The organism is Rhizobium sp. Root1203, assembly GCF_001424945.1.
Taxonomy (GTDB): Bacteria; Pseudomonadota; Alphaproteobacteria; order Rhizobiales; family Rhizobiaceae; genus Rhizobium.
The window spans coordinates 102,401-127,064 of record NZ_LMCW01000004.1; the positions used below are offsets into that span (position 1 = coordinate 102,401).

Annotated in this window: 19 protein-coding genes and 1 pseudogene; 12 read left to right on the forward strand and 8 right to left on the reverse strand. The window is 62.7% G+C overall.

Going from position 1 to position 24,664, the window contains the following annotated elements:
- Positions 1-92 precede the first annotated feature (92 nt).
- From ftsH to ASC97_RS05825, 7 genes and pseudogenes are all read left to right on the forward strand, one after another.
- On the forward strand, positions 93-2,024 hold the full coding sequence (gene ftsH / locus ASC97_RS05795; RefSeq protein WP_057467397.1) for an ATP-dependent zinc metalloprotease FtsH: 1,932 nt from the start codon (positions 93-95) through the stop codon (positions 2,022-2,024).
- Positions 2,025-2,274: 250 nt separating this feature from the next.
- The gene (gene glmM / locus ASC97_RS05800; protein WP_057467398.1) at positions 2,275-3,627 is read left to right on the forward strand and encodes a phosphoglucosamine mutase; all 1,353 of its coding nucleotides are present in this window, start codon (positions 2,275-2,277) and stop codon (positions 3,625-3,627) included.
- A 223-nt stretch (positions 3,628-3,850) separates the two neighbouring features.
- Positions 3,851-4,249 (forward strand): annotated as a pseudogene (locus tag ASC97_RS36175) (LysR substrate-binding domain-containing protein); the annotation flags it as partial.
- 218 nt (positions 4,250-4,467) lie between these two features.
- Positions 4,468-5,304, forward strand: coding sequence for an outer membrane protein (locus tag ASC97_RS05810; protein WP_057467400.1), 837 nt, complete (start codon positions 4,468-4,470; stop codon positions 5,302-5,304).
- 227 nt (positions 5,305-5,531) lie between these two features.
- Positions 5,532-6,710, forward strand: coding sequence for a phosphoserine transaminase (locus tag ASC97_RS05815; protein ID WP_057467401.1), 1,179 nt, complete (start codon positions 5,532-5,534; stop codon positions 6,708-6,710).
- An 85-nt stretch (positions 6,711-6,795) separates the two neighbouring features.
- Complete coding sequence (gene serA, locus ASC97_RS05820; protein ID WP_057467402.1) at positions 6,796-8,391, forward strand: phosphoglycerate dehydrogenase; 1,596 nt, start codon at positions 6,796-6,798, stop codon at positions 8,389-8,391.
- A gap of 158 nt (positions 8,392-8,549) precedes the next feature.
- Positions 8,550-8,702, forward strand: coding sequence for a hypothetical protein (locus ASC97_RS05825; RefSeq protein ID WP_057467435.1), 153 nt, complete (start codon positions 8,550-8,552; stop codon positions 8,700-8,702).
- Between the two features lie 51 nt (positions 8,703-8,753).
- Here the strand turns inward: ASC97_RS05825 and ASC97_RS34590 are convergent, their stop codons facing one another.
- Entirely contained in the window at positions 8,754-9,113 is a 360-nt protein-coding gene (locus tag ASC97_RS34590) for a hypothetical protein (RefSeq protein WP_200959440.1), read from the reverse strand.
- A gap of 82 nt (positions 9,114-9,195) precedes the next feature.
- Positions 9,196-11,457, reverse strand: coding sequence for a heavy metal translocating P-type ATPase (locus ASC97_RS05830; protein WP_057467436.1), 2,262 nt, complete (start codon positions 11,455-11,457; stop codon positions 9,196-9,198).
- An 86-nt stretch (positions 11,458-11,543) separates the two neighbouring features.
- On the opposite strand from ASC97_RS05830, the gene ASC97_RS05835 reads away from it, so the two are divergent.
- Together ASC97_RS05835 and ASC97_RS05840 are read left to right on the forward strand one after the other, a co-directional pair.
- Positions 11,544-11,966 carry a MerR family transcriptional regulator gene (locus ASC97_RS05835; RefSeq protein ID WP_057467403.1) on the forward strand — a complete coding sequence of 141 codons (423 nt, stop codon included), beginning with the start codon at positions 11,544-11,546 and terminating at the stop codon, positions 11,964-11,966.
- Between the two features lie 182 nt (positions 11,967-12,148).
- Positions 12,149-14,239, forward strand: a complete 2,091-nt coding sequence (locus tag ASC97_RS05840) for a putative bifunctional diguanylate cyclase/phosphodiesterase (protein WP_057467404.1) — start codon at positions 12,149-12,151, stop codon at positions 14,237-14,239.
- Here the strand turns inward: ASC97_RS05840 and ASC97_RS05845 are convergent.
- Positions 14,210-15,109, reverse strand: a complete 900-nt coding sequence (locus ASC97_RS05845; RefSeq protein WP_057467405.1) for a LysR family transcriptional regulator — start codon at positions 15,107-15,109, stop codon at positions 14,210-14,212. The genes ASC97_RS05840 and ASC97_RS05845 overlap by 30 nt on opposite strands.
- A 113-nt stretch (positions 15,110-15,222) precedes the next feature.
- On the opposite strand from ASC97_RS05845, the gene ASC97_RS05850 reads away from it, so the two are divergent.
- Positions 15,223-16,350 (forward strand): TDT family transporter, encoded by a 1,128-nt coding sequence (locus ASC97_RS05850; RefSeq protein WP_057467406.1) that lies wholly within the window; start codon positions 15,223-15,225, stop codon positions 16,348-16,350.
- 18 nt (positions 16,351-16,368) lie between these two features.
- Here the strand turns inward: ASC97_RS05850 and ASC97_RS05855 are convergent, their stop codons facing one another.
- Entirely contained in the window at positions 16,369-18,153 is a 1,785-nt protein-coding gene (locus ASC97_RS05855; RefSeq protein WP_057467407.1) for an adenylate/guanylate cyclase domain-containing protein, read from the reverse strand.
- 167 nt (positions 18,154-18,320) lie between these two features.
- Between ASC97_RS05855 and ASC97_RS05860 the strand changes: the two genes are divergently transcribed.
- Positions 18,321-19,388, forward strand: a complete 1,068-nt coding sequence (locus tag ASC97_RS05860; protein ID WP_057467408.1) for a cyclic nucleotide-gated ion channel — start codon at positions 18,321-18,323, stop codon at positions 19,386-19,388.
- Positions 19,389-19,464: 76 nt separating this feature from the next.
- Positions 19,465-21,222, forward strand: a complete 1,758-nt coding sequence (locus ASC97_RS05865) for an adenylate/guanylate cyclase domain-containing protein (protein ID WP_057467409.1) — start codon at positions 19,465-19,467, stop codon at positions 21,220-21,222.
- A gap of 12 nt (positions 21,223-21,234) precedes the next feature.
- Here ASC97_RS05865 and ASC97_RS05870 read toward each other — a convergent pair whose 3' ends face one another.
- The 4 genes from ASC97_RS05870 to ASC97_RS05885 all read right to left on the reverse strand — a co-directional run bounded on the left by ASC97_RS05870 (position 21,235) and on the right by ASC97_RS05885 (position 24,609).
- On the reverse strand, positions 21,235-22,539 hold the full coding sequence (locus ASC97_RS05870; protein ID WP_057467410.1) for an epoxide hydrolase family protein: 1,305 nt from the start codon (positions 22,537-22,539) through the stop codon (positions 21,235-21,237).
- A gap of 26 nt (positions 22,540-22,565) precedes the next feature.
- Positions 22,566-22,961, reverse strand: a complete 396-nt coding sequence (locus ASC97_RS05875; protein ID WP_057467411.1) for a cupin domain-containing protein — start codon at positions 22,959-22,961, stop codon at positions 22,566-22,568.
- A 197-nt stretch (positions 22,962-23,158) separates the two neighbouring features.
- Entirely contained in the window at positions 23,159-24,154 is a 996-nt protein-coding gene (locus ASC97_RS05880; RefSeq protein WP_057467412.1) for a nitrilase-related carbon-nitrogen hydrolase, read from the reverse strand.
- 50 nt (positions 24,155-24,204) lie between these two features.
- Positions 24,205-24,609 carry a MarR family winged helix-turn-helix transcriptional regulator gene (locus ASC97_RS05885; RefSeq protein WP_244481399.1) on the reverse strand — a complete coding sequence of 135 codons (405 nt, stop codon included), beginning with the start codon at positions 24,607-24,609 and terminating at the stop codon, positions 24,205-24,207.
- Positions 24,610-24,664 lie beyond the last annotated feature (55 nt).

A 24,664-nucleotide genomic window follows, 5' to 3' on the forward strand; every position in this document is an offset into this window, starting at 1 on the left:
GGTTTGCCTTGGCAATAGCCCTACGCACTCCTATGTTAGAAGCCAAATAAGACGGTCGCCATGAGGCGGTCGTTCCAGTGCTGGGGAGTTCGATGAACCCTAATTTACGTAATTTCGCCTTGTGGGCAATCATAGCGCTTCTGCTGATTGCCCTCTTCAGTATGTTCCAGACGTCGCCGGCGCAGACCAGCTCCCGCGATATCCCTTACTCGCAGTTCCTGCGCGAAGTGGATGCGGGCCGCGTCAAGGAAGTCGTCGTCACGGGTAACCGCGTCTCCGGCAGCTATGTTGAAAACGGCACCACCTTCCAAACCTATTCACCTGTGATCGACTCCAATCTGCTCGACCGCCTGCAGGCCAAGAACGTCCTGGTTTCCGCGCGTCCCGAAACAGACGGTTCCTCCGGCTTCCTGAGCTATCTCGGCACATTGCTGCCGATGCTGCTGATCCTTGGCGTCTGGCTGTTCTTCATGCGCCAGATGCAGGGCGGTTCACGCGGCGCAATGGGCTTCGGCAAGTCCAAGGCCAAGCTTTTGACGGAAGCGCACGGTCGCGTGACGTTCGACGACGTTGCCGGTGTCGACGAAGCCAAGCAGGATCTCGAGGAAATCGTCGAATTCCTGCGTGATCCGCAGAAGTTCCAGCGTCTCGGCGGCAAGATTCCGCGCGGCGTTCTTCTGGTTGGCCCTCCGGGTACCGGCAAGACACTGCTCGCCCGCTCGGTTGCCGGCGAAGCCAACGTTCCGTTCTTCACGATCTCGGGTTCCGATTTCGTTGAAATGTTCGTCGGCGTCGGCGCGAGCCGTGTCCGCGACATGTTCGAACAGGCCAAGAAGAATGCACCCTGCATCATCTTCATCGACGAAATCGACGCTGTCGGTCGCCATCGCGGCGCCGGTCTCGGCGGCGGCAACGACGAACGCGAGCAGACGCTGAACCAGCTGCTGGTGGAAATGGACGGCTTCGAAGCGAACGAAGGGATTATCCTGATCGCTGCGACCAACCGTCCCGACGTTCTCGATCCGGCGCTGCTGCGTCCGGGCCGCTTCGACCGTCAGGTCGTCGTCCCGAACCCGGACATCGTCGGCCGCGAGCGCATCCTCAAGGTTCACGCCCGCAACGTTCCGCTGGCGCCGAATGTCGATCTGAAGGTTCTGGCGCGCGGTACGCCCGGTTTCTCCGGTGCGGACCTCATGAACCTCGTCAACGAAGCTGCCCTGATGGCCGCACGCCGCAACAAGCGCGTCGTCACCATGGCGGAATTCGAGGACGCCAAGGACAAGATCATGATGGGTGCCGAGCGTCGCTCGTCCGCCATGACCGAGGCCGAAAAGAAGCTGACGGCCTATCACGAGGCCGGCCACGCCATCACCGCGCTCAAGGTGCCGGTTGCCGATCCGCTGCACAAGGCAACGATCATCCCGCGTGGCCGTGCGCTCGGCATGGTCATGCAGCTCCCCGAAGGCGACCGCTATTCGATGAGCTACAAGTGGATGGTGTCGCGCCTCGTCATCATGATGGGCGGCCGTATCGCGGAAGAGCTGACCTTCGGCAAGGAGAACATCACCTCGGGTGCGTCCTCCGATATCGAGCAGGCAACCAAGCTCGCCCGGGCAATGGTCACCCAGTGGGGTTTCTCCGACCAGCTGGGCCAGGTGTCCTATGGCGAGAACCAGCAGGAGGTCTTCCTTGGTCATTCGGTCTCGCAGTCGAAAAATGTCTCCGAAACGACGGCGCAGACCATCGATAGCGAAGTACGCCGCCTGATCGACGAGGCCTATACCGAGGCCCGCAAGATCCTCACCGACTACCACGACGAGTTCGTGGCGATCGCCGAGGGCCTGCTCGAATACGAGACGCTGACCGGCGAAGAGATAAAGGCGCTGATTCGCGGCGAGAAGCCGTCGCGCGATCTCGGCGACGATACGCCGACGAGCCGCGGCTCAGCCGTGCCAAAGGCCGGCACCCGTCCGTCTGCCAAGGGTGACGAGACCGAAGGCGGTCTGGAACCACAACCACACTGATTTCCTTTGGAAATGAAGGATCGGCCGGGCTCCAGCTATGGTGCCCGGCCGTTTTCGTCAGCAGGTCGGTAACGAGATATATTCAGTTTTCTTGGTAATTTACGTGATGATATCGACGTTTTATGGCATGCCGCTGACATGAGGAGGCCTCAATCAGGTCATTTGTAGCTAGTAACGCGCCGGATGGCGTAGGCTTGCTTGAAGTTGTGATGCGCAGCCCATGGGGCGCGCCCAAGGCACAGGGGTGCATATGAAAAGACGTTATTTCGGGACGGATGGCATTCGCGGTCAATCCAACGTGTTCCCGATGACACCGGATCTCGCGATGCGGGTCGGTATTGCAGCAGGAACCATTTTTCGCCGCGGGAACCACCGCCACCGGGTTGTCATCGGCAAGGACACGCGCCTCTCGGGCTACATGCTGGAAAACGCGCTGGTTGCGGGTTTCACCGCAGCCGGCCTCGATGCCTTCGTTCTCGGTCCCATACCGACGCCTGCCGTCGCCATGCTGACGCGGTCGTTGCGATGCGATATCGGCGTCATGATCTCGGCGTCGCACAATCCCTACGAAGACAACGGCATCAAGCTGTTCGGACCGGATGGCTACAAGCTCTCCGACGATCTCGAGGCGCAGATCGAGGACCTTCTCGAGCGGGACTTGTCGTCGCAGCTGGCAAAGTCTGACGATATCGGTCGCGCCAAGCGCGTCGATGGCGTTCACGACCGTTACATCGAGCACGCCAAGCGCACGCTTCCGCGCGATGTCACGCTTCAGGGCCTGAGGATCGCCATCGATTGCGCCAACGGTGCAGCCTACAAGGTAGCGCCGGCCGCTCTCTGGGAACTTGGCGCAGACGTGGTCACGATCGGCGACGAGCCGAACGGCACCAACATCAATCTCAATTGCGGCTCGACCAGTCCGGTCGCGCTTCAGAAGAAGGTCGACGAAGTGCGCGCCGATATCGGCATTGCGCTCGACGGCGACGCCGACCGCGTCATCATCGTCGATGAGAACGGTGCCGTTGTCGACGGCGACCAGCTGATGGCCGTCATCGCCGAAAGCTACGCCGAGAGCCAGCAGCTGCGCGGCGGCGGGATTGTCGCCACCGTCATGTCCAATCTCGGCCTCGAGCGGTTTCTTCAGGACAAGGGCCTCGGTCTCGTGCGCACGATGGTCGGCGACCGCTACGTGGTCGAGCACATGCGCCAGCACAACTACAATGTCGGCGGCGAGCAGTCGGGGCATATCGTCCTCTCGGACTACGGCACAACAGGCGATGGCCTGGTTGCCGCCCTGCAGATCCTTGCCGCCGTCAAGCGGACAGGCAAGACGGTCAGCGAGATCTGCCGCCGTTTCGAGCCGGTGCCGCAGCTCCTGCGCAACGTCCGCATTTCGGGCGGCAAGCCGCTCGAAGACATCCAGGTCCAGAAGGCGATTGCAGATGCCGAGGCGGAACTCGCCAAGAGCGGGCGCCTCGTCATTCGCCCCTCAGGAACCGAACCGCTGATCCGCGTAATGGCGGAAGGCGACGATCGCAGCCAGATCGAGCGTATCGTCAACGACCTGATCGGCACGATCTCGGCCGTTCGCACGGCCGCCTGAGGCTGGAAACGACGGACCCGGCGTTTTTCTCCGGGTTCTTCCTGCCCACGCGCATTAGCCTCCAATCCCCTGCATGCATCAATCCACACGCCCGCCGTCTGCAGACAGCGGAGCTGATCTCTCAATTCGTCCGCATTCAGCGTGCGCTTGCCACGTCATGCGCCTTCATCTCAGCCAGCCTGCCAATGCGCAACCCCTCTGACTCAAAACGCCCTTCGAGGTTGGCGAACTGCATCAACATCCCATTATTAGGCGCGCTGAAGATGCGCTCTGCCCTGGCTGGCTGGAGTGGTGTGAGTTCAACAACATGGCGGCGAACCGGTATCAAGAGGGGCCGTGCTTTCCGGACTCGGGCCTAACCATCGGATCGGCAGCGCGCGGCGGCGGAATAGCGCTAGGAAGAACGGCACTCGTCTACGACCATCTGGTGCAAGGCACGCTCGTTCTTGCCTCGCGGCGCATTATGCCATCACCGACGGCCTACTATGCGATCTGCAAGTTGGGGCGGGAGAATGATCCAGCGATCCGAATGTTCTGCGATTGGGTGCGCATTGAGGCTGAGACGCTCATGCATGAAGTCAGGGAGCGTTTTCCTTCAATGGCCTTTTCTACCGAGGAGTAAAGCTCCGGCCAAAGAGGAGGGGCGGGCGAGTATAACTACCGCCGCACAGCGGGACATAGTCCCGTCGGCCGGCGCCGGGCCCTTCAAAGGGCCGCGACGAACACGGTAAATATTTGTAGTTAAGCAGCTTTTAACGTTTGTACTTCATTATCCATTCCGAAACGTGTCCGACTGGCAGCGATTGGTCCTGCCATGCCACGAACTTTGGAGTGGGATCCATGAAAAGAAGCCTGTACGGCGTTTTCGCCGCCTTGCTGATCACGACGAATGCCTATGCCGCGGACCTTGCTCCTCCGGAACCTATTCCCGAGATGCCTGAAGTCACCGTCACCGAAGCGACCGGCTGGTATCTTCGCGGCGACGTCGGCTATGGCTTCACCGATCTGCGTGGCGCGAGCTACTTCCAGGGCAGCAACGCCACCGAAGCGGATTTCTCCACCGCGGATCTGCGCGATGCCTTCACGGTCGGGGGCGGTATCGGTTACCAGGTGAACAGCTACTTCCGCACGGACCTTACGCTGGACTACCTTGCGAAGTCGGACTTCCACGGTTCGACCGATGGCGGCGGTTCTGCCTTTGGCGCTTGCGTCGTTACCTGCACCTCGACGGACCTGTCCTCGCTGACTGCCTGGACGCTGATGGCAAACGCCTATGTCGACCTCGGCACCTACGGATACTTCACTCCCTATGTCGGCGGCGGTATCGGCGGCACCTACGTGAAGTGGAAGGACCTCAACAATACATCGTGCGACAGCAGCGGCAGCGGCAATGGATGCGATAACGAATTCGTCCATGACGGCAAGGGCGGCTGGCGCTTCAGCTATGGGCTCATGGCCGGCGCGTCGATCGATGTGACGTGCAACGTGAAGGCCGATGTCGGCTATCGCTTCCTCCACGTCAATGGCGGCGACATGTTCGGCTACAACGCAGGCGGCGGCCCCGGCCGCGACAAGGGCTTCAACGTTCACGAAGCCCGCATCGGAGCCCGCTATCTCTTCGGAGGCTGCGCACCGATCCCCTACGAGCCCCCACCGGCACCTGTCGTCTACAAGTAAGCCTGCTCAGACGCAGCACCATCTCTTGCGAAGCCGCCCCTCCCGGGCGGCTTCTTGCATTCCGACATCCAACGCGCGTCTGGTTCACGACATTTGTTCCGTCGCGCCTGCGTCAAAAAGTCCTCTGCCAGCGACACTTCACCGTTGACTATGTCTGGCGCCATCTGTATCCACGGCGGCGGGACACTCCTCCCCAACGAGGAGCTATCTATCTGGAAGGATAGCAGATGGCAAAGACCGCAAAGCCGGACGTACGTCCGCAAAATACCCATTTTTCTTCTGGCCCTTGCTCGAAGCGCCCCGGTTGGTCGCTCGAAGCTCTTTCCGACGCGCCTCTCGGCCGTTCGCACCGTGCGAAAGTCGGAAAGTCCAAGCTCAAGCAGGCAATCGATCTTACCCGTGACATTCTGGAAGTGCCGGCGGATTACCGCATCGGCATCGTTCCTGCCTCCGATACCGGCGCCGTCGAAATGGCGCTCTGGTCGCTGCTCGGCGAGCGCGGCGTCGACATGGTCGCCTGGGAAAGCTTCGGCGCCGGCTGGGTCACCGACGTCGTCAAGCAGCTGAAGCTCAAGGACGTCAGAAAGATCGAGGCCGGCTACGGCGAGCTGCCCGATCTTTCGAGCATCGATTTCGACCGCGACGTCGTCTTCACCTGGAACGGCACGACCTCCGGCGTCCGCGTTCCGAACGCCGATTTCATCCCTGCCGACCGCAAGGGTCTGACCATCTGCGACGCCACGTCGGCCGCTTTCGCGCAGAACCTCGATTTCGCCAAGCTCGATGTCGTGACCTTCTCCTGGCAGAAGGTTCTGGGCGGCGAGGGCGCACACGGCGTCATCATCCTCTCGCCGCGAGCCGTCGAGCGCCTGCTCACTTACGCGCCGGCCTGGCCGCTGCCGAAGATCTTCCGCATGACCTCTGGCGGCAAGCTGATCGAAGGCATCTTCACGGGCGAGACGATCAATACGCCGTCGATGCTCTGCGTCGAGGACTACCTCGATGCTCTGCAGTGGTCGAAACAGGTCGGAGGCCTCAAGGGGCTGATGGGCCGCGCCGACGCCAACGCCAAGGTGATCGCCGATTTCGTTGCCGCCAACGACTGGATCGCCAACCTCGCGGTGAAGCCGGAAACGGCATCGAACACCTCGGTCTGCCTGAAGATCGTCGACAGGGACGTTGCTGCGCTCGACGCTGACGGCCAGGCGAATTTCGCCAAGGGCATCGTCAGCCTGCTCGACAAGGAGGGCGTCGCCTACGACATCGGCCACTATCGCGACGCGCCGTCCGGCCTGCGCATCTGGGCGGGTGCGACGATCGAAACCGCTGACATGCAGAAGCTGATGCCCTGGCTTTCCTGGGCCTTCGAGACCCAGAAGGCGACGCTTTCCCAGGCTGCCGCCTGAGTTGATCGCATCCGGCTCCGCCGAAAGGGCGGAGCCTCACATCCCTTATAGATTCATCGCTGAACACTTTTGAAGGAAGCCCCCAATGGCACCTCGCGTTCTCGTATCCGACGAACTGTCGGAAACCGCCGTCCAGATCTTCCGTGATCGCGGCGTCGAAGTCGATTTCCAGCCGCAGCTCGGCAAGGACAAGGACAAGCTTGCCGAAATCATCGGCAATTATGATGGTCTCGCCATCCGCTCGGCCACCAAGGCGACGGAAAAGCTGATTGCCGCAGCGACCAACCTCAAGGTCATCGGCCGTGCCGGTATCGGCGTCGACAATGTCGATATCCCGGCTGCCTCGCGCCGCGGTATCATCGTCATGAACACGCCGTTCGGCAATTCGATCACGACGGCGGAGCACGCCATCGCGCTGATGTTCGCCGTCGCCCGCCAGCTGCCTCAGGCCGACGCCTCGACGCAGGCCGGCAAGTGGGAGAAGTCCAAGTTCATGGGTGTCGAGATCACCGGCAAGACGCTCGGCGTCATCGGTGCCGGCAATATCGGCTCGATCGTCTGCTCGCGCGCCATCGGCCTGAAGATGCACGTGGTCGCCTACGACCCGTTCCTCTCCAAGGAGCGCGCCGAAGAGATGGGCGTCACCAAGGTCGAGCTCGACGAACTGCTCGCCAAGGCCGACTTTATCACGCTGCACGTGCCGATGACGGACAAGACCCGCGGCATCCTGGGTGCCGAGAACCTTGCGAAGACCAAGCCCGGCGTTCGCATCATCAACTGCGCCCGCGGCGGTCTCGTTGACGAAGCGGCGCTTGCCGCAGCGATCAAGTCCGGCCACGTGGCCGGTGCCGCCTTCGACGTGTTCGAAGTCGAGCCCGCCAAGGAAAGCCCGCTCTTCGGCCTTCCGAACGTCGTCTGCACGCCGCATCTCGGCGCGTCGACTTCCGAAGCGCAGGAAAACGTTGCGCTGCAGGTTGCCGAGCAGATGTCCGACTATCTCGTCAAGGGTGCCGTTTCCAACGCCATCAACATGCCGTCGATCACGGCCGAGGAAGCGCCGATCCTGAAGCCGTTCATCCGGCTTGCCGACGTTCTCGGCGCCTTTGTCGGCCAGGTTACGGAAGAGCCGATCAAGGAGATCGAAATCCTCTATGACGGCGTCACCGCCGGAATGAATACCAAGGCGCTGACGAGCGCGCTGCTCGCCGGTCTGATCCGCACTCAGGTGTCCGACGTCAACATGGTTTCGGCGCCGATCATGATCAAGGAAAAGGGCATCGTCCTCTCCGAGGTCAAGCGCGACAAGACCGGCGTTTTCGACGGCTACATCAAGCTGACGGTCAAGACCGAATCGATGACCCGCTCGGTCGCCGGCACGGTCTTCTCCGACGGCAAGCCGCGCTTCATCCAGATCAAGGGCATCAATCTTGACGCCGACGTCGGCAGCCACATGATCTACATCACCAACACCGACGTTCCCGGCATGATCGGCTTCATCGGCACGACGCTCGGCGCCGCCGGCGTCAACATCGCCAACTTCCAGCTCGGCCGAGACCAGCAGGGCGGCGATGCGATCGCGCTGCTATACGTCGACGGCCCGATTGGCGACGACGTTCTCGGAAAATTAACCGCGAACCCGGCAATCCGGCAGGCCAAGCCGCTCGTATTTGCTATCGACTGAGCCTTCCTCCCAAGGAAGCATGAGAAAACCCGGCGCGGGAAACTGCGCCGGGTTTTTCAATGTTCGGGCATGGCAATCCCGCGGTTGATCCGGTCCTCGCCCGAAGCTATCGTCTTCAGGGTAAGGGTCTTTCCCCGGACATCAATGCGGAGATTTTGATGACACGATTTGCAATCGCGATTGCGATCACATCCCTTCTGGCACTTTCATCCTGTGCAAACACGGCCAATGGCCTGGCTAGGGATGGCAGGGAAGCGAGCAAGGCGCTCGACGCCAGTACGCATCGCGTGCTCAAGGCAGGCGCCAACTGAGCAGACAGACTGCAGAAAAGACAGCCCGCCATCTCTGGCGGGCTGTCTTTGTTATTGCGGTGTCGCCGGGGCAGGAGCACCAGGCGTTGCGGGCGTAGCCGGCGCAGTCGCGGGCGGCGTTGCTGCCGGAGGCTCGGCGGCCGGAGGCGTCGCTGCCGGCGGTGTCGTGGCAGCAGGCGGGGTTGCGGCCGGAGGCGTTGCTGCAGGGGGTGTTGCAGCTGGCGGGGTGGCCGGCTCGGTCGCAGGAGCCGTCGTTCGAGACGTGGTCGAAGCGGGCTCTGACCTCGGCCAGTAGGTTGCAGCCAAGGCAGCAACCACGACGGCGACCGCCAGGACGATCCACATTGTCTTCGACGAACCCCTCGTCGGAGGGGTGTTCACTGAATTGGGTCGGTTGAAATCATTGGTCATGATAGTCCTCCTCGAAATCCATAACTCTTCTGCGAGCGGTAGGTTCCATCGCTCCCCTTAATTTTGCACCTGCGGTTGCGTTCTATCGTGGCGGAGCCAGAAGGCGAAGTGCGTTGATGGTGACCAGCACCGTGGCTCCCGTGTCTGCCAGGATGGCAGGCCACAGGCCGGTGATACCGGCGATCGTCGTCACCAGAAAGACCGCCTTCAGGCCGAGCGCGATGGTGATGTTCTGGGCGATGTTGCGCATGGTGCGCTTCGACAGGGCGATCATCGCCGCCACGTCTCCGACGTGACCGTGCAGGATCGCGGCATCGGCGGTTTCGAGCGCAACGTCGGTGCCGCCGCCCATGGCGATGCCGACATCGGCCGCGGCCAGCGCAGGAGCGTCGTTGATGCCGTCGCCCACCTTTGCAACCGTCAACCCCTGACGCTGAAGTTCGCCGACGATCCGCTGCTTGTCTTCCGGCATCAGTTCCGCGCGCACCTCGATCCCGAGTTCCTCGCCGATCGCTTGGGCCGTCCGACGGTTGTCGCCGGTCAGCATGACGATCTTGACGCCTGCGTCGGTCAACGCCCTGAGACCGGATTTTGCGTCCTCGCGCGGTTCGTCACGCATGGCGACGGCGCCCGCGAGCGCATCGCCGACGATCAGCACGGAAACGGTCTTGCCTGCGTCGTTCAGGGCAGCGATCCGGGAGGTCTGCTCGGCGGACAGGGAAACGCGTTCGCCGGCGGCCTTGGGAGAGCCGAAAAAGACAGGCGTTCCATCGACGGTTCCCGTGACGCCCTTGCCACCCAGCGCCTTGGCGTCGGTTGCGGCAGGAATGCGGATGCCGTCGGCTGCCGCTCTTGCCAGTATCGCAAGCGCCAGTGGGTGGCTGGAGCCGGTCTCGAGCGCTGCCGCATAGGTCAGCACCTCTGCTTCACTCCGCCCGAAACTCAGCACATCCGTTACCTTCGGCCTGCCTTCCGTCAGCGTGCCGGTCTTGTCGAGCGCGACCGCGTTCACCTTGCCAAGCGTCTCCAGCACCGCGCCGCCTTTTAGAAGCAGGCCGCGACGTGCGCCTGCCGAAAGCGATGCGGCGATTGCCGCCGGCGTGGAGATGACCAGCGCGCAGGGGCAGCCGATCAGGAGGATGGCGAGCCCCTTGTAGATCCACAGGTCCCAGGCGCCACCGGCCAGCAGCGGCGGCAGCACGGCGACCAGTGCGGCAACGGCAACGACCCCGGGCGTGTAGTATCTGGAGAAACGGTCGATGAAGCGCTCGGTCGGGGCCTTCGATTCCTGAGCCTCCTCGACCAGCCTGACGACGCGGGCAATCGTGTTGTCAGCCGCAGCGGCGGTGACGGTGACACGCAGTGCTGCATCGCCGTTGACCGTGCCTGCGAAAACCGTGTCGCCCTGGCCCTTGCGCACCGGCGTACTCTCGCCGGTCAAAGGCGCCTCGTCGATGGCGCTTTCCCCCGAGAGAATGGTGCCGTCGGCAGAAATGCGGTCGCCCGGACGAACGAGGATCGTGGAGCCGACGGCAAGGGTCTCGGCCGGAACCTCGCGCGTCACGCCGTTCATTTCGAGAAGCGCGCTCTTTGGAACCAACGTCGTCAGCGACTGGATGCTGGCGCGTGCCTTGCCTGCGGCCACCCCTTCCAGCAGTTCGCCGACGAGAAAGAGGAAGACAACGGCTGCCGCTTCCTCCCCGGCATCGATGACGACTGCGCCGACCGCCGCGATCGTCATCAGCATTTCGATCGAGAAAGGGGTGCCGGCAAGTGCCGCCATCACGGCGCGTCGCGCGATGGGGATCAGTCCTACCAGCATTGCGGCGACGAAAGCATAGGTCGCGATCGAGGGCACGAGATGGCCGACGGCATAAGCAGCAACGAGTGCAGCGCCGGAGAAAATGGTCAGGCGGCCCTTCCTGCTCTGCCACCATGGGCCTGTCGTCGGAGCGTGATCATGGCCATGCAGCCCCTCGATCCCGGAGGTTTCCGCCGGATGCTCGTGCTCATGCTCGTGCGTATGATCAGGTTGTTGAGCATGGTCGTGATGGTGCGCGTGGCAGCATGCGCCGTCATCGTGGTCATGCGCGCCGTGGGCATGAGGCGCAGCCTTGGCCGCGCCGCCGAGCTGTGTGACGGAATAGCCGAGGCCTCCAACCTTCTTCTCGATCGCGACAAGGTCGCTGCTGCCGTCGTGGCGCACCGTCATCGTGCCCGATGTCACCGACACCGAAACATCCTCGACTCCCGGCATTCGCCGGACGGCGGTGTCGATCTTTGCCGCGCAACTGGCGCAGTCCATGCCGTCGACCCTGTAGCGCTTCTCGATCGTTTCACCCATGATCAACTTCCCCATGGCGAGCTTCCTTGTCATTCAGAAGCATCCTACCTACATCCTCTAGCGACTAGAGGTGCAAGAGGAAAATCATGAAAAAGATCACGATCGGCGACGCTTCGCGGCAAAGCGGCGTGAAGGTCCCGACCATCCGCTATTACGAAAGCATCGGCCTGCTTGCCGCGCCGAGCCGCAGCGGGGGGAACCAGCGATCCTACGAACCCGCCGACCTGCGCCGGCTTGTCTTTATCCGGCATGCCCGCGAGCTTGGCTTCGAAGTGGATGCCATCCGCACCCTGCTGACCCTGCAGGACGATCCGCACCAGTCCTGCGCTTCCGCCGATGCCATCGCCAAGGCGCGACTCGCGGATGTGGAGCAGCGCATCCGAAGCCTGATGGCCCTGAAGGTGGAACTGGAGACCATGGTCGAGGGTTGTGGTCATGGCCGCGTCGATCAATGCCGGGTGATCGAGGTGCTCGCCGACCACGCTCAATGCACACATTCCCATCACTGAATGAACTTGGGCTTCGAGCATTCGAAAAAGACGGAAATGCTGCAACCCGAGGACGAAACGCCGCAATTTGCACATTATAGAGGCGGGCCGCCTAAAGAATAGGCGACCTATGATTCTGATTTCATTTAGTTTTTTTCACTATACCAGTAGGGTCCTCCACCAATATTCCATGTGATTTCACGATGACCGGCATTCAGAAAGCTTTTGTTTCGATTGGTACTCCCAACGACGATTTCCAGTCACTGTTTGCGACGCATCCGTCGCCGATGTGGGTATACGACCCGGATACATTGGGCTTCCTGATCGTCAACAATGCTGCCGTCGAACTCTATGGCTATTCGCTGCAGGAATATGCAGGGATGACGGTGCTCGACATCCGCCCCGCCCATGAACGCCGACGCATGCTCGATGCCGTGCACGGCCGCACCGATATGGAGAAGGCCGAGCGCTGGACGCATCTCAAGGCCAATGGCGAGATGCTGGAAGTTCTGACCTATGGCCGGGCGGTGCGCTTCGACGGGCGCGATGCCATCCTGGCGATCGTTCAGGACCGGACGGAGGTGAACGCCGCGCATCGTGAAGTGAGCGACACGCGCTCGCTGCTGGACAGCATCGTCGACAATCTTCCGGTCGGCGTGTTCGTCAAGGACATGGCGGAGGAGGGCCGGTACATCCTCTTCAACGAGGCATGCGGCACGATCGTCGGACGCGATCCTATCGATGTCGTCGGCAAGAGCGATCTGGGCATATTCGACCGGAAGCAGGCCGCGGCCTTTTGGGCGCAGGATACGAAGGCATTCACGGCGAGCTCGACGGTCAGCGTCGAGGAGACGATACGCCGCACCGACGGCGAGTCACGAATTCTGCGAACGGTGAAGCGCACGCTGCCGGCGCCGGACGGCAGTCTGCCGCGCTATCTGCTCGGCATCTCCCAGGATGTTACAGAGGAACGATCCGTCGAGGCGCGCCTGGCCTACATGGCGATGCACGACGCGTTGACGGGCTTGCCGAACCGTGCCTTCTTTTCCGAGCACATAGAACGCGCGGCGAAGATCGCTACCGCGGAGACGGCAATCGCGCTGCTCTATCTGGACGTTGACCATTTCAAGCACATCAACGACAGCAAGGGGCATGCCGCGGGTGACGCGCTGCTGTGCCAGGTTGCAGCGCGTCTGACAAAGCTCGCGGGAGAGGGCGACCTGGTCGCGCGCCTCGGGGGCGACGAATTCGCGCTCCTTGTACGGCTCGACCAAGCAGGCAGCATCGAGCGCTTCGCCGAACGCCTTCTCAATTCGCTGTCCACACCATTCAACCTCGACGGCGCAAACGAACACGTCACCTGCAGCATCGGCATTGCCATTGCTCCCGACCATGCGGATGACGACGACGTGCTGATGCGGCATGCAGATCTGGCGCTCTATGCAGCGAAGGAAAGCGGTCGCTCAACCTACCGCTTCTACGAGCCGACGATGCGCCTTGAGGCCGAACGCCGGCATATGCTGACGGTCGAGCTGCGCGATGCGCTCCTGAAGGGCCAGTTCGAACTCTATTATCAGCCGATCATCCAGCTGGACGATGATGGGCTGGGAGGCTTCGAAGCGCTGATCCGCTGGCGCCATCCGCAACGCGGGCTCATTCCGCCGATGGACTTCATACCGGTCGCCGAGGAAACGGGCCTGATCGTGCCGATCGGCGAATGGGTCCTGCGCGAAGCCTGCCGCACGGCGGCGCAATGGCCCCAGCATCTGAAGATCGCAGTCAACCTTTCGGTCTGCCAGTTCCGCCATAACAGCCTGCTTGCAAGCGTCGTGTCTGCGCTCGACGAGAGCGGTCTGCATCCCGGGCGACTGGAAATCGAGATTACCGAATCCGTCTTTCTCGCCGACGTCGAGCAGAGCCTGCCGTTGTTGCGGGCGCTGAAGGAACTCGGTATCCGCATCGCCATCGACGATTTCGGCACGGGTTATTCCTCCTTCAGCTATCTGCGCGCATTCGCATTCGACAAGATCAAGCTCGACCGCAGCTTCGTTGCCGGTATCGAGACGGACCCAGGCAATCTGGCCATCGTGCGTGCCGTCGTCGGCATCGGCTCCGGCTTCAATGCGACGACGCTTGCCGAAGGCGTTGAAACCGAGGAGCAACTGCAAAGGCTGCAGGCTGAAGGTTTCGGTGAAGTGCAGGGCTTTCTGCTCGGCCGGCCGATGCCGCGGGCGGAAGCAGAGGCGGTGATCAACGGCGGGGCGTCAAGACTGCTTTCCGTCGCCCGCGGCTGACACGATCGCATCGAACGCATCCGCCGCCTTGCTGCGGTAGCGCTCCTGGTGGCGCAGCAGAAAGAAGGGGCGGGGGAGCGGCGCGACGCTTGCCTCGAGGAGGGAGCCGCTTTTCAGAAGCGGCGCCACGATGGTGCGGGACATGAGCGTCGCACCGATACCGGCCTCGACCATGCCGATCACCGTCTCGTTGCCCGGCAGCGCCATCGAAACGTCGAGATCGCCGATACCGATGCCTGCGGTCTGCAGCAGGCTTTCGAAGGCGTGGCGCGTGCCCGACCCGGCCTCGCGCAGAACCCAGCTGGTGTCCGGAAAGTCTGCAACGCCGCGCGGCCGACCGTCCGCCCAGGAATGGCCGGGTGCGACGACGACGATCATCTCGTCGATTGCAACCCTTCGCGCCGACACGCTGCGGCGCTCGTCCGGCCACTCGATCAGGCCGATCTCCGCCCTGCCTTCGGCCACCGCGTCGGCCACCTCCCGCGTGTTGCCGATGCGCACGCCAAGGGCAATGCCCGGGTACCGCCGGCGATACTCCGCAAGGCGTGGCGCCAGCCAGTAACCGGCGACCGTCTGGCTCGCCATGATCGACAATTCGCCGTGCATCAGGCCGGAGAGATCCATCAGGGCGGCCTCCGCGGCCTTGGCGCTGGCAAGCACGGCCTGCGCTTCCCTGAGGAACAGGCGACCGGTCTCGTTGAGGACGATCGAGCGTCCGACGCGATCGAACAACGTCACCCGATGACGGCTCTCCAGCGCAGCGATGGCGGCACTGACGGCCGATTGGGTCATGTTCAGCCGGGCAGCGGCCCGGGTGATGTGCTGCCGGGCCGCGACCTCTGCGAATATGCGAAGCTGCTCGAGTGTCATGGAAATCCGCGTGGTTCAATCATTCGATTTTATCGAATGAAATGAAAATTACAATTCGTTGGAATCGATTGATGGACCGGCGTATTCCTCGGCCTTCAAAGAGGACCGCAGTCATGACCGCATTTTCAGTTTCCAGGACGCACAGCAGAGGTGCCATCGGGCGCGAGCGCATCCGGCATTTCACGCCGAACTGGTACGCCACAACGATGGGCACGGGCATTCTCGCCATCTGCCTTGCTCAGTTCCCGGCGATGCCTGTGCTGTACGAGGCGGGCGAGGTGCTCTGGCTGGCAAACATACTCCTCTTTGCGGGGCTCAGCGTTCTCTACGCCGCAAAATGGCTGCTGTTTCCTCGCGAGGCGCTGCGCGCTTTCGCGCATCCGGTCGTCTCGATGTTTTTCGGCTGCATTCCGATGGGGCTCGCAACGATCATCAACGGGACGGTGCTTTTCGGTATCCCGCTCTTTGGCCCCGCTGCCGCGTCCGTCGCGGCGGGTCTGTGGTGGGCCAATTCCGCTCTGGCGGTGCTCGCGGGTCTCGCCATTCCGTTTGCGATGTTCACGCGCCAGGAGCATGCCTTCGATGAGATGAGCGCGGTCTGGCTGCTGCCGATCGTCGCCTGCGAGGTGACGGCTGCATCCGGCGGGCTTTTGCTGCCGCACATTGCAGGCGAGGCGCCGCAAATGACCGTGCTGTTTGCAAGCTACGTGCTTTGGGCGTGTTCGGTGCCGTTGGCGCTCGGCATTCTCACCATCCTCTTCCTGCGCATGGCGCTGCACAAGCTGCCGCCCGCCGGCATGGCGGCAACCGCCTTCCTGGCGCTCGGGCCGATCGGCACCGGTGCGCTGGGGCTTATCCTGTTTGCGATGAACGGCCGCACCGTGCTGGAGGCAAACGGACTTGGTGCGCTCGCCGGAGCGATCAGCGGCGCATCGCTGTTCGGTGCCGTACTGCTGTGGGCCTATGGCCTCTGGTGGCTTGGCATGGCGCTCGCGCTGACGCTGCGCTACCTGAAGCACGGCCTGCCCTTCAACCTCGGCTGGTGGGGCTACACCTTCCCGGTCGGCGTCTATGCGCTGGCGACGCTCCGGCTTTCAACTGTGGTTCCGGTCGGCGCGCTCGCCCTGTTCGGAAACACACTCGTCGTCGTGCTCGCCGCGATATGGCTGCCGGTCGCCGCAAGAACCATCTATGGAGCGGTCGAAGGCACGCTGTTTTCCGACCCGACCTTGCAGGATTAGGCTGCGAAGCCGCCGTCGTCAGATCGGCAGGCCTGCCTTGCGGAGCCCTTCAACGCGCCGCTCGAAATCCTCGGGGTTGCGGAACGGGAGGACGCGACGGCGGCGTTCGACGGAGAAGGCAGGGTTCATCGCGAGCGCATGTGCCCAGGCTTCCCTGCTTCTTTCGGGTTGGCCAAGGTGTCCGTAACACGACGCGAGGAGGGCATAGGCGGTTTCCGATTGCGGGTTGCGGGCGAGCCGCTGTTCTATCGCATCGATCGCCGCAGCATATTGTCCTTGGGAAAACCGGGCATCGGCGAGAAACTGCAACAGGATCTCCGGATAGTGCGGGTCCAGCCGCATCGAGTGGGCGAGCGTTTCAACGGCGGCAGCGGGATCGCCGGCGAATATCTGTATGTGTGCCTTCGCCGTGAGGAGGTCCACCGAGTTCGGCGATAGCGCCAGCCCCCGCTCCACCGCCGCCTGCGCACGCTCCAGCTCCTTGCCCCACATGCAGGCCACGCCAAGCGCGAAATGTCCGTTCGGCAGGTTTTCCGCCATGTCGACAGCCTGCTGCGCGAGTTCTCGTCCGATCCGCAACGAATGCTCCGGATCGTCGCTCCAGGCATTGATGTAATCGAGCACGTGGGTAAAGGCGACAAGCGCGAGGGCAGCCGCATAGCCCGGATCGATAGCAATAGCCGCTGCTGCCAGCCGTCGGCCCTCGGCGTTTCCGATCCGGGTGTGCGCTGACGCCTGCTCGCGGCCACGCAACAGGTATTCGTAGGCCTCGACGTTGACGGCACGTGCCTGTGCCAGCTGATCGTGATCGCTACTCGTCAGCGTCAGCTTCAGCGCAGCAACGATCTCCTGCGTGAGTTCGTCCTGAACCGCGAAAATATCGGTGAGGTTGCGATCGAAGCGGTTGGCCCAGACGTGTCCGCCATTGCTTGCATCGATCAACTGCGCCGTCACCCGCACGCGGTTGCCGACTCTGCGCACGCTGCCCTCGAGCACGTAACGCACACCGAGTGCCTTGGCCATCTCAGGCACGGACAAGGCGGCATTCCTGTAGACGAAAGACGAGTTGCGGGCGATCACATGCAGCCGGGGCAGCCTCGAAAGGTCGGTAATGATATCCTCGCTGATGCCGTCGGAGAAATACGCCTGTTCGGCGTCGCCGCTCATGTTGTCGAATGCGAGCACGGCGATGGAGGGCTTGTCGGTGACGGCAGATGGCCCGGGAGGCGTCGTCGCACCGTAAGCCGCCGCCGGCAGCGTCGCGGCGGTCTGGTCGGCGACGCCGACCTGGAGCGAATAGACGCGGATCGGATCGGCGATGTTCTTCAGCCAAGTGGCGCCAAGGTCCGTCAAATGGACATCAAGTCTTGCTTTTACCTGCCGGTACGCGTCTTCCGAAAGGCAGATTGCGCCCGGTGCCGCTATCCCTTCCAAACGCGATGCAATGTTGACGCCGTCTCCCATGAGATCGCCATCGGTCTCCTCGACGACGTCGCCCAGATGAATGCCGATGCGGAACTCTATGCGACGGTCCTGCGGGACGCCGGCATTGCGCTCGATCATGGCGCTCTGCACCTCGACGGCGCAACGAACGGCATCGACGACGCTGCGGAACTCGATCAGGCTTCCGTCTCCCGTGCGCTTGACCACGCGGCCATTGTGCACGGCGATCGTCGGGTCGATCAGGTCGCTGCGCAACGCACGCAGGCGGGCCAGGATGCGATCCTCGTCCATGCCTGCCAGACGGCTGTATCCGACGACGTCCGCGGCCAGGATCGCCGCAATCTTCCGTGTCTCGCTCATGGCGCCATTTCCTCGCCCCTCCAAAGTAGCACGGAGTGACTTTCAGCGCTGCCCAATCTCGGTTTGTCCGCGATCCCCGACGGCGTCGCGGATGTCTCGCCGGTCCCATTGCACTTGGCCCGCAGGCATCTATTCTAGGTGGGCGACAGGCCGCTCGGAGGATTTGAATGTCGACACGGCCTTTCCAGAGGATTTCTGCGCCACTGGGCACGTCGCTCGCGATTGTCGGGCTCATCGCGGTCGCCGCGCTGACGACACCCGATCTGCCCGAGCGAACCAGGCATAATCTCGAGATCCTGCTGGTCGGCATATGGGCCGCCTATCTGCTGCAGCTGGCGGAAACGCTGATCGTGCCGCGATCGGTCGATTTTCGCGACAGGATACCGTCGGTCACGGTGGATGTGCTCGCCGTTGCGGTCCCGTTTGCCGCTTTCCTTTTCGTCGGCCGGCGGGACCAGAGCCTTTATTGTGCCGTCTGGCTGCTGAAGCCGCTGCGCTATTCGACTTTCTTCCGCCTGCTGGGCCGGGTGGTGCGAAACGAGGCGCGCAATCTGATCGGCGTCACCTCGATTTTCGGCATTGTCCTCTTCGGTGCGGCTCTCGCCGCTTATGTGATCGAGCGCGACGCGCAGCCGGAGCGCTTCGGCAGCATTCCGCAGGCAATGTGGTGGGCCGTGGTGACGCTGTCGACGACCGGCTACGGCGACGAGATTCCGCAATCCCTGGCCGGGCGCGTGCTCGCCGGGCTGGTGATGATGAGCGGCATCGGCATCTTTGCGCTGTGGGCGGGCATCCTGGCCACGGGTTTCTACGAGGAAGTCCGCCGGCAGGATTTCGTGCGCAACTGGCAGCTGGTGGCGGCCGTCCCGCTCTTCCAGCGGCTTGGTTCGGCCGCTTTGGTCGAGATCGTACGGTCGCTCAGGGCGCGCGTCGTGCCGGCCGGCACCGTCATCTGCCGCAAGGGCGACGTCGGCGATCAGATGTTCTTCATCGTCGAGGGCCATGTCAGCGTCGCGACGCCGGAGCCGGTGGATCTCGGCGCCGGCAGCTTCTTCGGCGAGATGGCGCTGATCACAGGCGAGCCGCGCTCGGCGACTGTCAGCGCTGTGACCGAGGTCTCGTTGCTGTCGCTCTACGCGGTGGATTTCCAGGTCCTGACCAGCAGCAATCCCGATATTGCGGACGCCATCCGCAAGACCGCGATCGAGCGCCGCGGCGCCGTGCCGAAGGAATGATGTCAAAAACGCCATGTGGCGCGAGATGTGCTAGATTGCCTGTCTCATTGTTCGCTGACGATCCGAGGTGTCGACGATGCGCCGCCGGCTTGCAACAATTCTGGTGGGTGATTATGTCGGTTCGACTTCCGCGATGGAGGTCGACGAGGAGGCAAGCGTATCGCGCGTGAACGCATGTCTTGATGCCATAGACCAATGCGTCAAACGCCACGACGGCCGCGTGTTCGGCACGGCCGGAGATTGCGTGCTGGCCGAGTTCGACAGCCCCGTCAATGCGCTGCGATCTGCCATCGACGCACGATATCGGGTCAGCGAGGTGCCGGGGGTCGGTGCGCGTGACATGCGCTTCGGGCTGCACATCGCCGACGTGGTGGTCGTCGGCGACGACCTGAGGGGCGACGGCGTAAATATTGCGGCACGGATCGAAGCCTCGGCCGAGCCCGGTGCGATCGAGGTTTCGGCGGCCCTCTACGACCAGGTGCGCCGCATCTCGCCGTGCAAGTTCGATTTCGTCGGCGAGCGGCAGCTGAAAGGCATATCGGAGCCAATGCAGGTCTATCGCGTCGCCGCCCTGATGGATCGCCACGGCTATCAGGTTGCCCCGACGCGGCTGGAACCGGAGACCTCGGGGCCGTTTCGCGCGAATTCGGTTGCGGTCACCCGCCTCGGTGTCGCGCCGGGGGCGGATCAGGACCAGCTCTTCCTTGCGGAAGGCATCACCGACGATCTGACGCTGGAACTCAGCCGTCTCAAGAGCCTCTTCGTCAGCTCACGGACAGCATCGACGGTATTGACGACGTCCGACCCGGTTGAAATCGGTAAGGCGCTCGGCGTGCGTTACGTCGTCGGCGGTTCGGTGCGCAAGGCGGGCACCGACGTGCGCATCAACATCGCCTTGACGGAGACCGGCGAAGGGCACCTCATCTGGAGCGATCGCATCCGAAGGCCGTTTCAGGAACTGCTCGACGTCATGGACGAGATCACCGCGCGCGTCGCCGCTACGATCTCCGGCCGTGTCGAGCAATCGGAACTGTCCGCCGCGCGGCTGAAGCGGCCGGAGACGATGTCGGCATACGAATACTACCTGAGGGGACTCGATCACCATCGCCTGGCGGGTGTTTCCGACGACCACATTCACGAAGCCATGCGCTGGTTCGAGAAATCCATGGGGCTCGATCCGAATTTCGGACGGCCCTTCGCCATGCACGTCTGTTCCTGGAGCAATCTTCCGTCATTCGATCTGTCCCGCGCCGAAAGCCAGGTCGCCCATGCGCTCGACCTGGACGCGACCGATCCGGAAGCCCATCGCATCATGGGGTCGATCAAGATGAAATCCGGCGACTTCGCGACCTCGCGCTTTCACCACAACAGGGCCTTCGAACTCGCTCCCAACGACGCCTACATGATCGGGCGGAGTGCCTCCTTCTACGTCTTCGTGGGCGAAGCGTCGCGGGCATTGGAACTTCTCGACCGCGCCGAAGCACTGGATCCCTTCCTGCCCGTCTGGATCATCGAAGAGCGGGTCGCAGCCCTCTATGTGCTCGACCGGTTCGACGATATGCTGGGCGTCGCACACGCGCTCCCGTTCCAGACCAGGCGCACCCTGATCTACCAGATCGCCGCGCACATCGCCCGCGGGCGCCCCGACGAAGCGCGGGCGCTCGTCAAACAGGCGCTTTCACTCGATCCCGGCCTGTCGACCCAGTACATCTGCGTCCAGGAAACCTTCGAGGATCCGGTCATTGTGGAAACCCTGATCGGACGCGTGCGCGAAGCGGGATTTCCCGCAGGACCGGACGAGGTGGACGGCCGGGTTGCTGTGTGTGGGGCGTAAGCGATGCGGCGATCAGCTCCGGAGTGTGCGGAAGGCATTGCGCAGCTCGGCGCAGAACAGGTCTCGTTGTTCCCAGGCTGCGAAATGACCGCCCTTGTCGACCTCGTTGTAATAGATGAGATTGCCGTAGGCCCGCTCCACCCAACTCCTCGGCGGCCTGTAGACCTCGCCGGGGAAAATACTGACTGCGGCGGGGATCGAGACGGGAACGAGCTTCGCATTGTGGGCAGCGTTTTCCCAGTATATCCGCGCACTGGCAGCACCGGTATTGGTAAGCCAATACAAGGTGATGTTGTCGAGAATCGCGTCCTGCGAGATCGACGCTTCGGGATTGCCGCGCGTGAACACCCAGTCAGCCAGCTTGTCATATAGCCATGCCGCCAGTCCTACCGGGGAGTCGGACAAGCCGTAGCCGATCGTTTGTGGGCGGGTCGCCATGATGGCGGCATATCCGAACCCCTGGCTCAGGAACTCTCTTATCTGATCGAAGACAGCTTTTTCCTGGCTGCTCAGATTTGCCGGAGCGGGTTCACCGTTCTTCAGGGCCATGGCAATCTCCGGCGGAACCGTCGTGGCACGCTCTATCCGGTTCACGTGGATGCCCAACAGGCCCGCCGGCGCCTGGCGGGCCATGGCATCCGAGATTATCGCACCCCAGTCCCCGCCCTGCGAAACGTAGGCTTGATACCCGAGCCGCTTCATCAGTGTGTCCCAGGCGCGACCGATACGCTGCGGGTCCCAACCGGTGTCGTGCGGCTTTTCCGAGAAGCCGAATCCCGGCATCGACGGAAGAACCAGATGAAAGGCATCCTCGGCGCTCCCCCCATAAGCCGTGGGATCGGTGAGCGGACCTACGACGTCAAGAAACTCGAAGATCGAACCCGGCCATCCGTGGGTCATGACGAGCGGCATGGCTTTCGGGTGGCGTGACCTGACGTGAATGAAATGGATATCCAGTCCGTCGATGTTGGTCAGAAACTGGGGCAACGCGTTCAGCTTTGCCTCGGCCTTGCGCCAGTCGTAGCCGTTCGCCCAGCGCGTCACCAGCCGCTGGAGTTCAGCGAGTTGGACGCCCTGGGAGCGATCGTCGACGGTTTCCTGCTCAGGCATGCGTGCCTGGGCGAGACGGCGATGGAGATCGTCCAGGGCTTCTTGCGGCACCGAGACACGAAACGGCCTGATGTCGGCATTGGAAGCCTTGGGTGTGGCGGGGTCGGCGGCCGCCAGGGCGGGCGCAAACACAGGCAGTGCTGCAACCGCCGCTCCGCCAAGAAGCAGCGTACGGCGAGTCACTACGGCAAGGTGCTGCATCGTCATGTTCGTACCTCCTCAGGTGTCGCCAGCTATTCGGCGGGCTGGACCAGCGCAGGACCTTTCCTCACGATATAGGTGGCAAGCTCGGACGCCGTGCCATCGCCCAGGTTTTTAGCCAGATGCGCCACGCCGTCCGGAATGAACACGCTGTCGCCGGCCTTGAGCGTGACGGGCTGTTTGCCCTCGATCTGGTACTCGAGCGTGCCTTGAAGGACATAGGCCACCTCTTCACCCGGGTGCCTGTGCTTGATCGAGACCGCGCCGGGCTCGAAGTCCACGCGGACCTGCAAAACTTCGCGGTCGGCAACGCTGAAGTCGCTTCTCAGAAGATCCGTGCGGTGGAGCTGTTGTGCGTACGCCGGCTGCCCGGAAAGGGCGCCGCCCAGTATCAGCAACGCCGCTGTCATCACTCGTTTCATGGTCATGTCGCTTTTCCTCAATCTCTGGCTCCCGACCGTCCTGCGGCCGGAATTGAGCGCTGTTTTCGGGAGTGCCGTGCCGCCAACGCTGGTCTAAACCTTGCCGGTCACAACGCGATTTAGCGGCATGCATGTATCTGCGACGTGTCCGCCCGGGCGAATTTTGTAAGAAGTTGTAACAAGCGGGCTTTGGCGGCTGCCGGTCACAGGACCTCCGATGTCCTCTCGCCGTTTGTGACCGGGCGGGATGCTTCCGCCTCCCTGTACGCGCTGCGGTCATGCATATGCGGCGCGGGCGACCGATCAACCAGCAGGCTCAGCAGCTCGGGGCGGCTGTAGTGGCCGCGCGAGTCCATGAGCCGCTTGCGCGCGTCGATCAGCGCGAAATCCAGATCGGCGATGACATCGCCTTCGCCGGACGTCAGCGCCTCGCCGACGATCTGCCCGTCGGGCGCAATGATGGCGGTAAAGCAGCCACCGGAAATCGGGCCGATCGGCGCGCCGGTGTCCTTCATGATTTGCGCCTGCTGATCCGGATCCAGCCAGGCGGTCGCACAGACGACGAAGCATCCGGATTCCAGCGCGTGCTGGCGGACATTGACTTCCGTCTGTGCCGCAAAGAGAGGACCGGCAAAGGAGCCGGGATACATCGCCGAGTGAATCTGCTCGCCGTCGGCGATGAGCGCGTATCGGGCGAGCGGGAGATAGTGCTCCCAACATGCAAGCTGCCCAATGCGCCCAGCGGCGCTGTCCACGGCGTGCAAGCCCGAACCGTCGCCTTGCCCCCATATCATTCGCTCATGGTGCGTTGGCGTAAGCTTGCGGCGCCGCTGGATCAGAGTCCCGTCGGCATCGAAGAGAAGCTGGGTATTGTAGATCGATCCGCCATCCCGTTCGTTGACTCCGATCGACACGACGATGCCGGCTTCCCTGGCTGCTTTGCCGATGGCATCCGTCTCAGGGGAGGGGACGACGACGGATTCCTCCAGCAGACGCTGGTGTTCCTTTGCATTCGCATAGGGCGGCTGCACAAAGGAAAAATACGGGTAGTAGGGAACGATTGTCTCGGGGAATGTCGCGAACTGCACGCCGAGCCGTCCAAGTTCGCGGATCTTGTCGACGATCTTGTCGACCGTGCCTTTCCGGCTGTAGAGCACGGGACTGATTTGAACGGCTGCGGCTTTGACTATCATACTCATTCTAAGTTCCTTTCTAAGGCTTGTGTTGCATATGCAACATTAAGCGCCCACTACTCGTAGGGTTCGGTGAGGGGGAGGCTGTCTGCAACCTCCACGATTGCGTTCGCGCCGGCGTCTCCAAGCAGTTCCTTTGCTCTTGCCTGCGCGTCTCGCCAGGAGGGAGCCGCCGACTCCAGCAACTGGCTGCCTGTATTCGAGATAACGATGGGGCGCCGCCGCCCCCCGGCATCGGAGACCACTTCTTCTATCCAGCCTTCGGCCAACAAAAGCGCCAGATTGCGCGTCAGCGTGGACCGCTCCTGGTGATTGGCGCGCCCGATCTCCGAGCGACTGGCGCCTCCCATCTTTGCGATCAGCACCAGCAAAGAGAACTGTGGTGCGTTGATCCCGTGCGGTCGCAGGAAATGATCGTAAATGCTGGTGATCACGCGTGCGATACGTCGCGTGCGCGTCATCATACACTCACGCGTGATTTCTCCAACAACTCCGATGCGTGTCCGATCATTCTTC

Coding starts and splice junctions, on each gene's coding strand:
- ftsH (WP_057467397.1), top strand. CDS start 93: ATGAACCCTAATTTACGTAATTTCGCCTTGTGGGCAATCATAGCGCTT.
- glmM (WP_057467398.1), top strand. CDS start 2,275: ATGAAAAGACGTTATTTCGGGACGGATGGCATTCGCGGTCAATCCAAC.
- ASC97_RS05810 (WP_057467400.1), top strand. CDS start 4,468: ATGAAAAGAAGCCTGTACGGCGTTTTCGCCGCCTTGCTGATCACGACG.
- ASC97_RS05815 (WP_057467401.1), top strand. CDS start 5,532: ATGGCAAAGACCGCAAAGCCGGACGTACGTCCGCAAAATACCCATTTT.
- serA (WP_057467402.1), top strand. CDS start 6,796: ATGGCACCTCGCGTTCTCGTATCCGACGAACTGTCGGAAACCGCCGTC.
- ASC97_RS05825 (WP_057467435.1), top strand. CDS start 8,550: ATGACACGATTTGCAATCGCGATTGCGATCACATCCCTTCTGGCACTT.
- ASC97_RS34590 (WP_200959440.1), bottom strand. CDS start 9,113: ATGACCAATGATTTCAACCGACCCAATTCAGTGAACACCCCTCCGACG.
- ASC97_RS05830 (WP_057467436.1), bottom strand. CDS start 11,457: ATGGGTGAAACGATCGAGAAGCGCTACAGGGTCGACGGCATGGACTGC.
- ASC97_RS05835 (WP_057467403.1), top strand. CDS start 11,544: ATGAAAAAGATCACGATCGGCGACGCTTCGCGGCAAAGCGGCGTGAAG.
- ASC97_RS05840 (WP_057467404.1), top strand. CDS start 12,149: ATGACCGGCATTCAGAAAGCTTTTGTTTCGATTGGTACTCCCAACGAC.
- ASC97_RS05845 (WP_057467405.1), bottom strand. CDS start 15,109: ATGACACTCGAGCAGCTTCGCATATTCGCAGAGGTCGCGGCCCGGCAG.
- ASC97_RS05850 (WP_057467406.1), top strand. CDS start 15,223: ATGACCGCATTTTCAGTTTCCAGGACGCACAGCAGAGGTGCCATCGGG.
- ASC97_RS05855 (WP_057467407.1), bottom strand. CDS start 18,153: ATGAGCGAGACACGGAAGATTGCGGCGATCCTGGCCGCGGACGTCGTC.
- ASC97_RS05860 (WP_057467408.1), top strand. CDS start 18,321: ATGTCGACACGGCCTTTCCAGAGGATTTCTGCGCCACTGGGCACGTCG.
- ASC97_RS05865 (WP_057467409.1), top strand. CDS start 19,465: ATGCGCCGCCGGCTTGCAACAATTCTGGTGGGTGATTATGTCGGTTCG.
- ASC97_RS05870 (WP_057467410.1), bottom strand. CDS start 22,539: ATGACGATGCAGCACCTTGCCGTAGTGACTCGCCGTACGCTGCTTCTT.
- ASC97_RS05875 (WP_057467411.1), bottom strand. CDS start 22,961: ATGACCATGAAACGAGTGATGACAGCGGCGTTGCTGATACTGGGCGGC.
- ASC97_RS05880 (WP_057467412.1), bottom strand. CDS start 24,154: ATGAGTATGATAGTCAAAGCCGCAGCCGTTCAAATCAGTCCCGTGCTC.
- ASC97_RS05885 (WP_244481399.1), bottom strand. CDS start 24,609: ATGACGCGCACGCGACGTATCGCACGCGTGATCACCAGCATTTACGAT.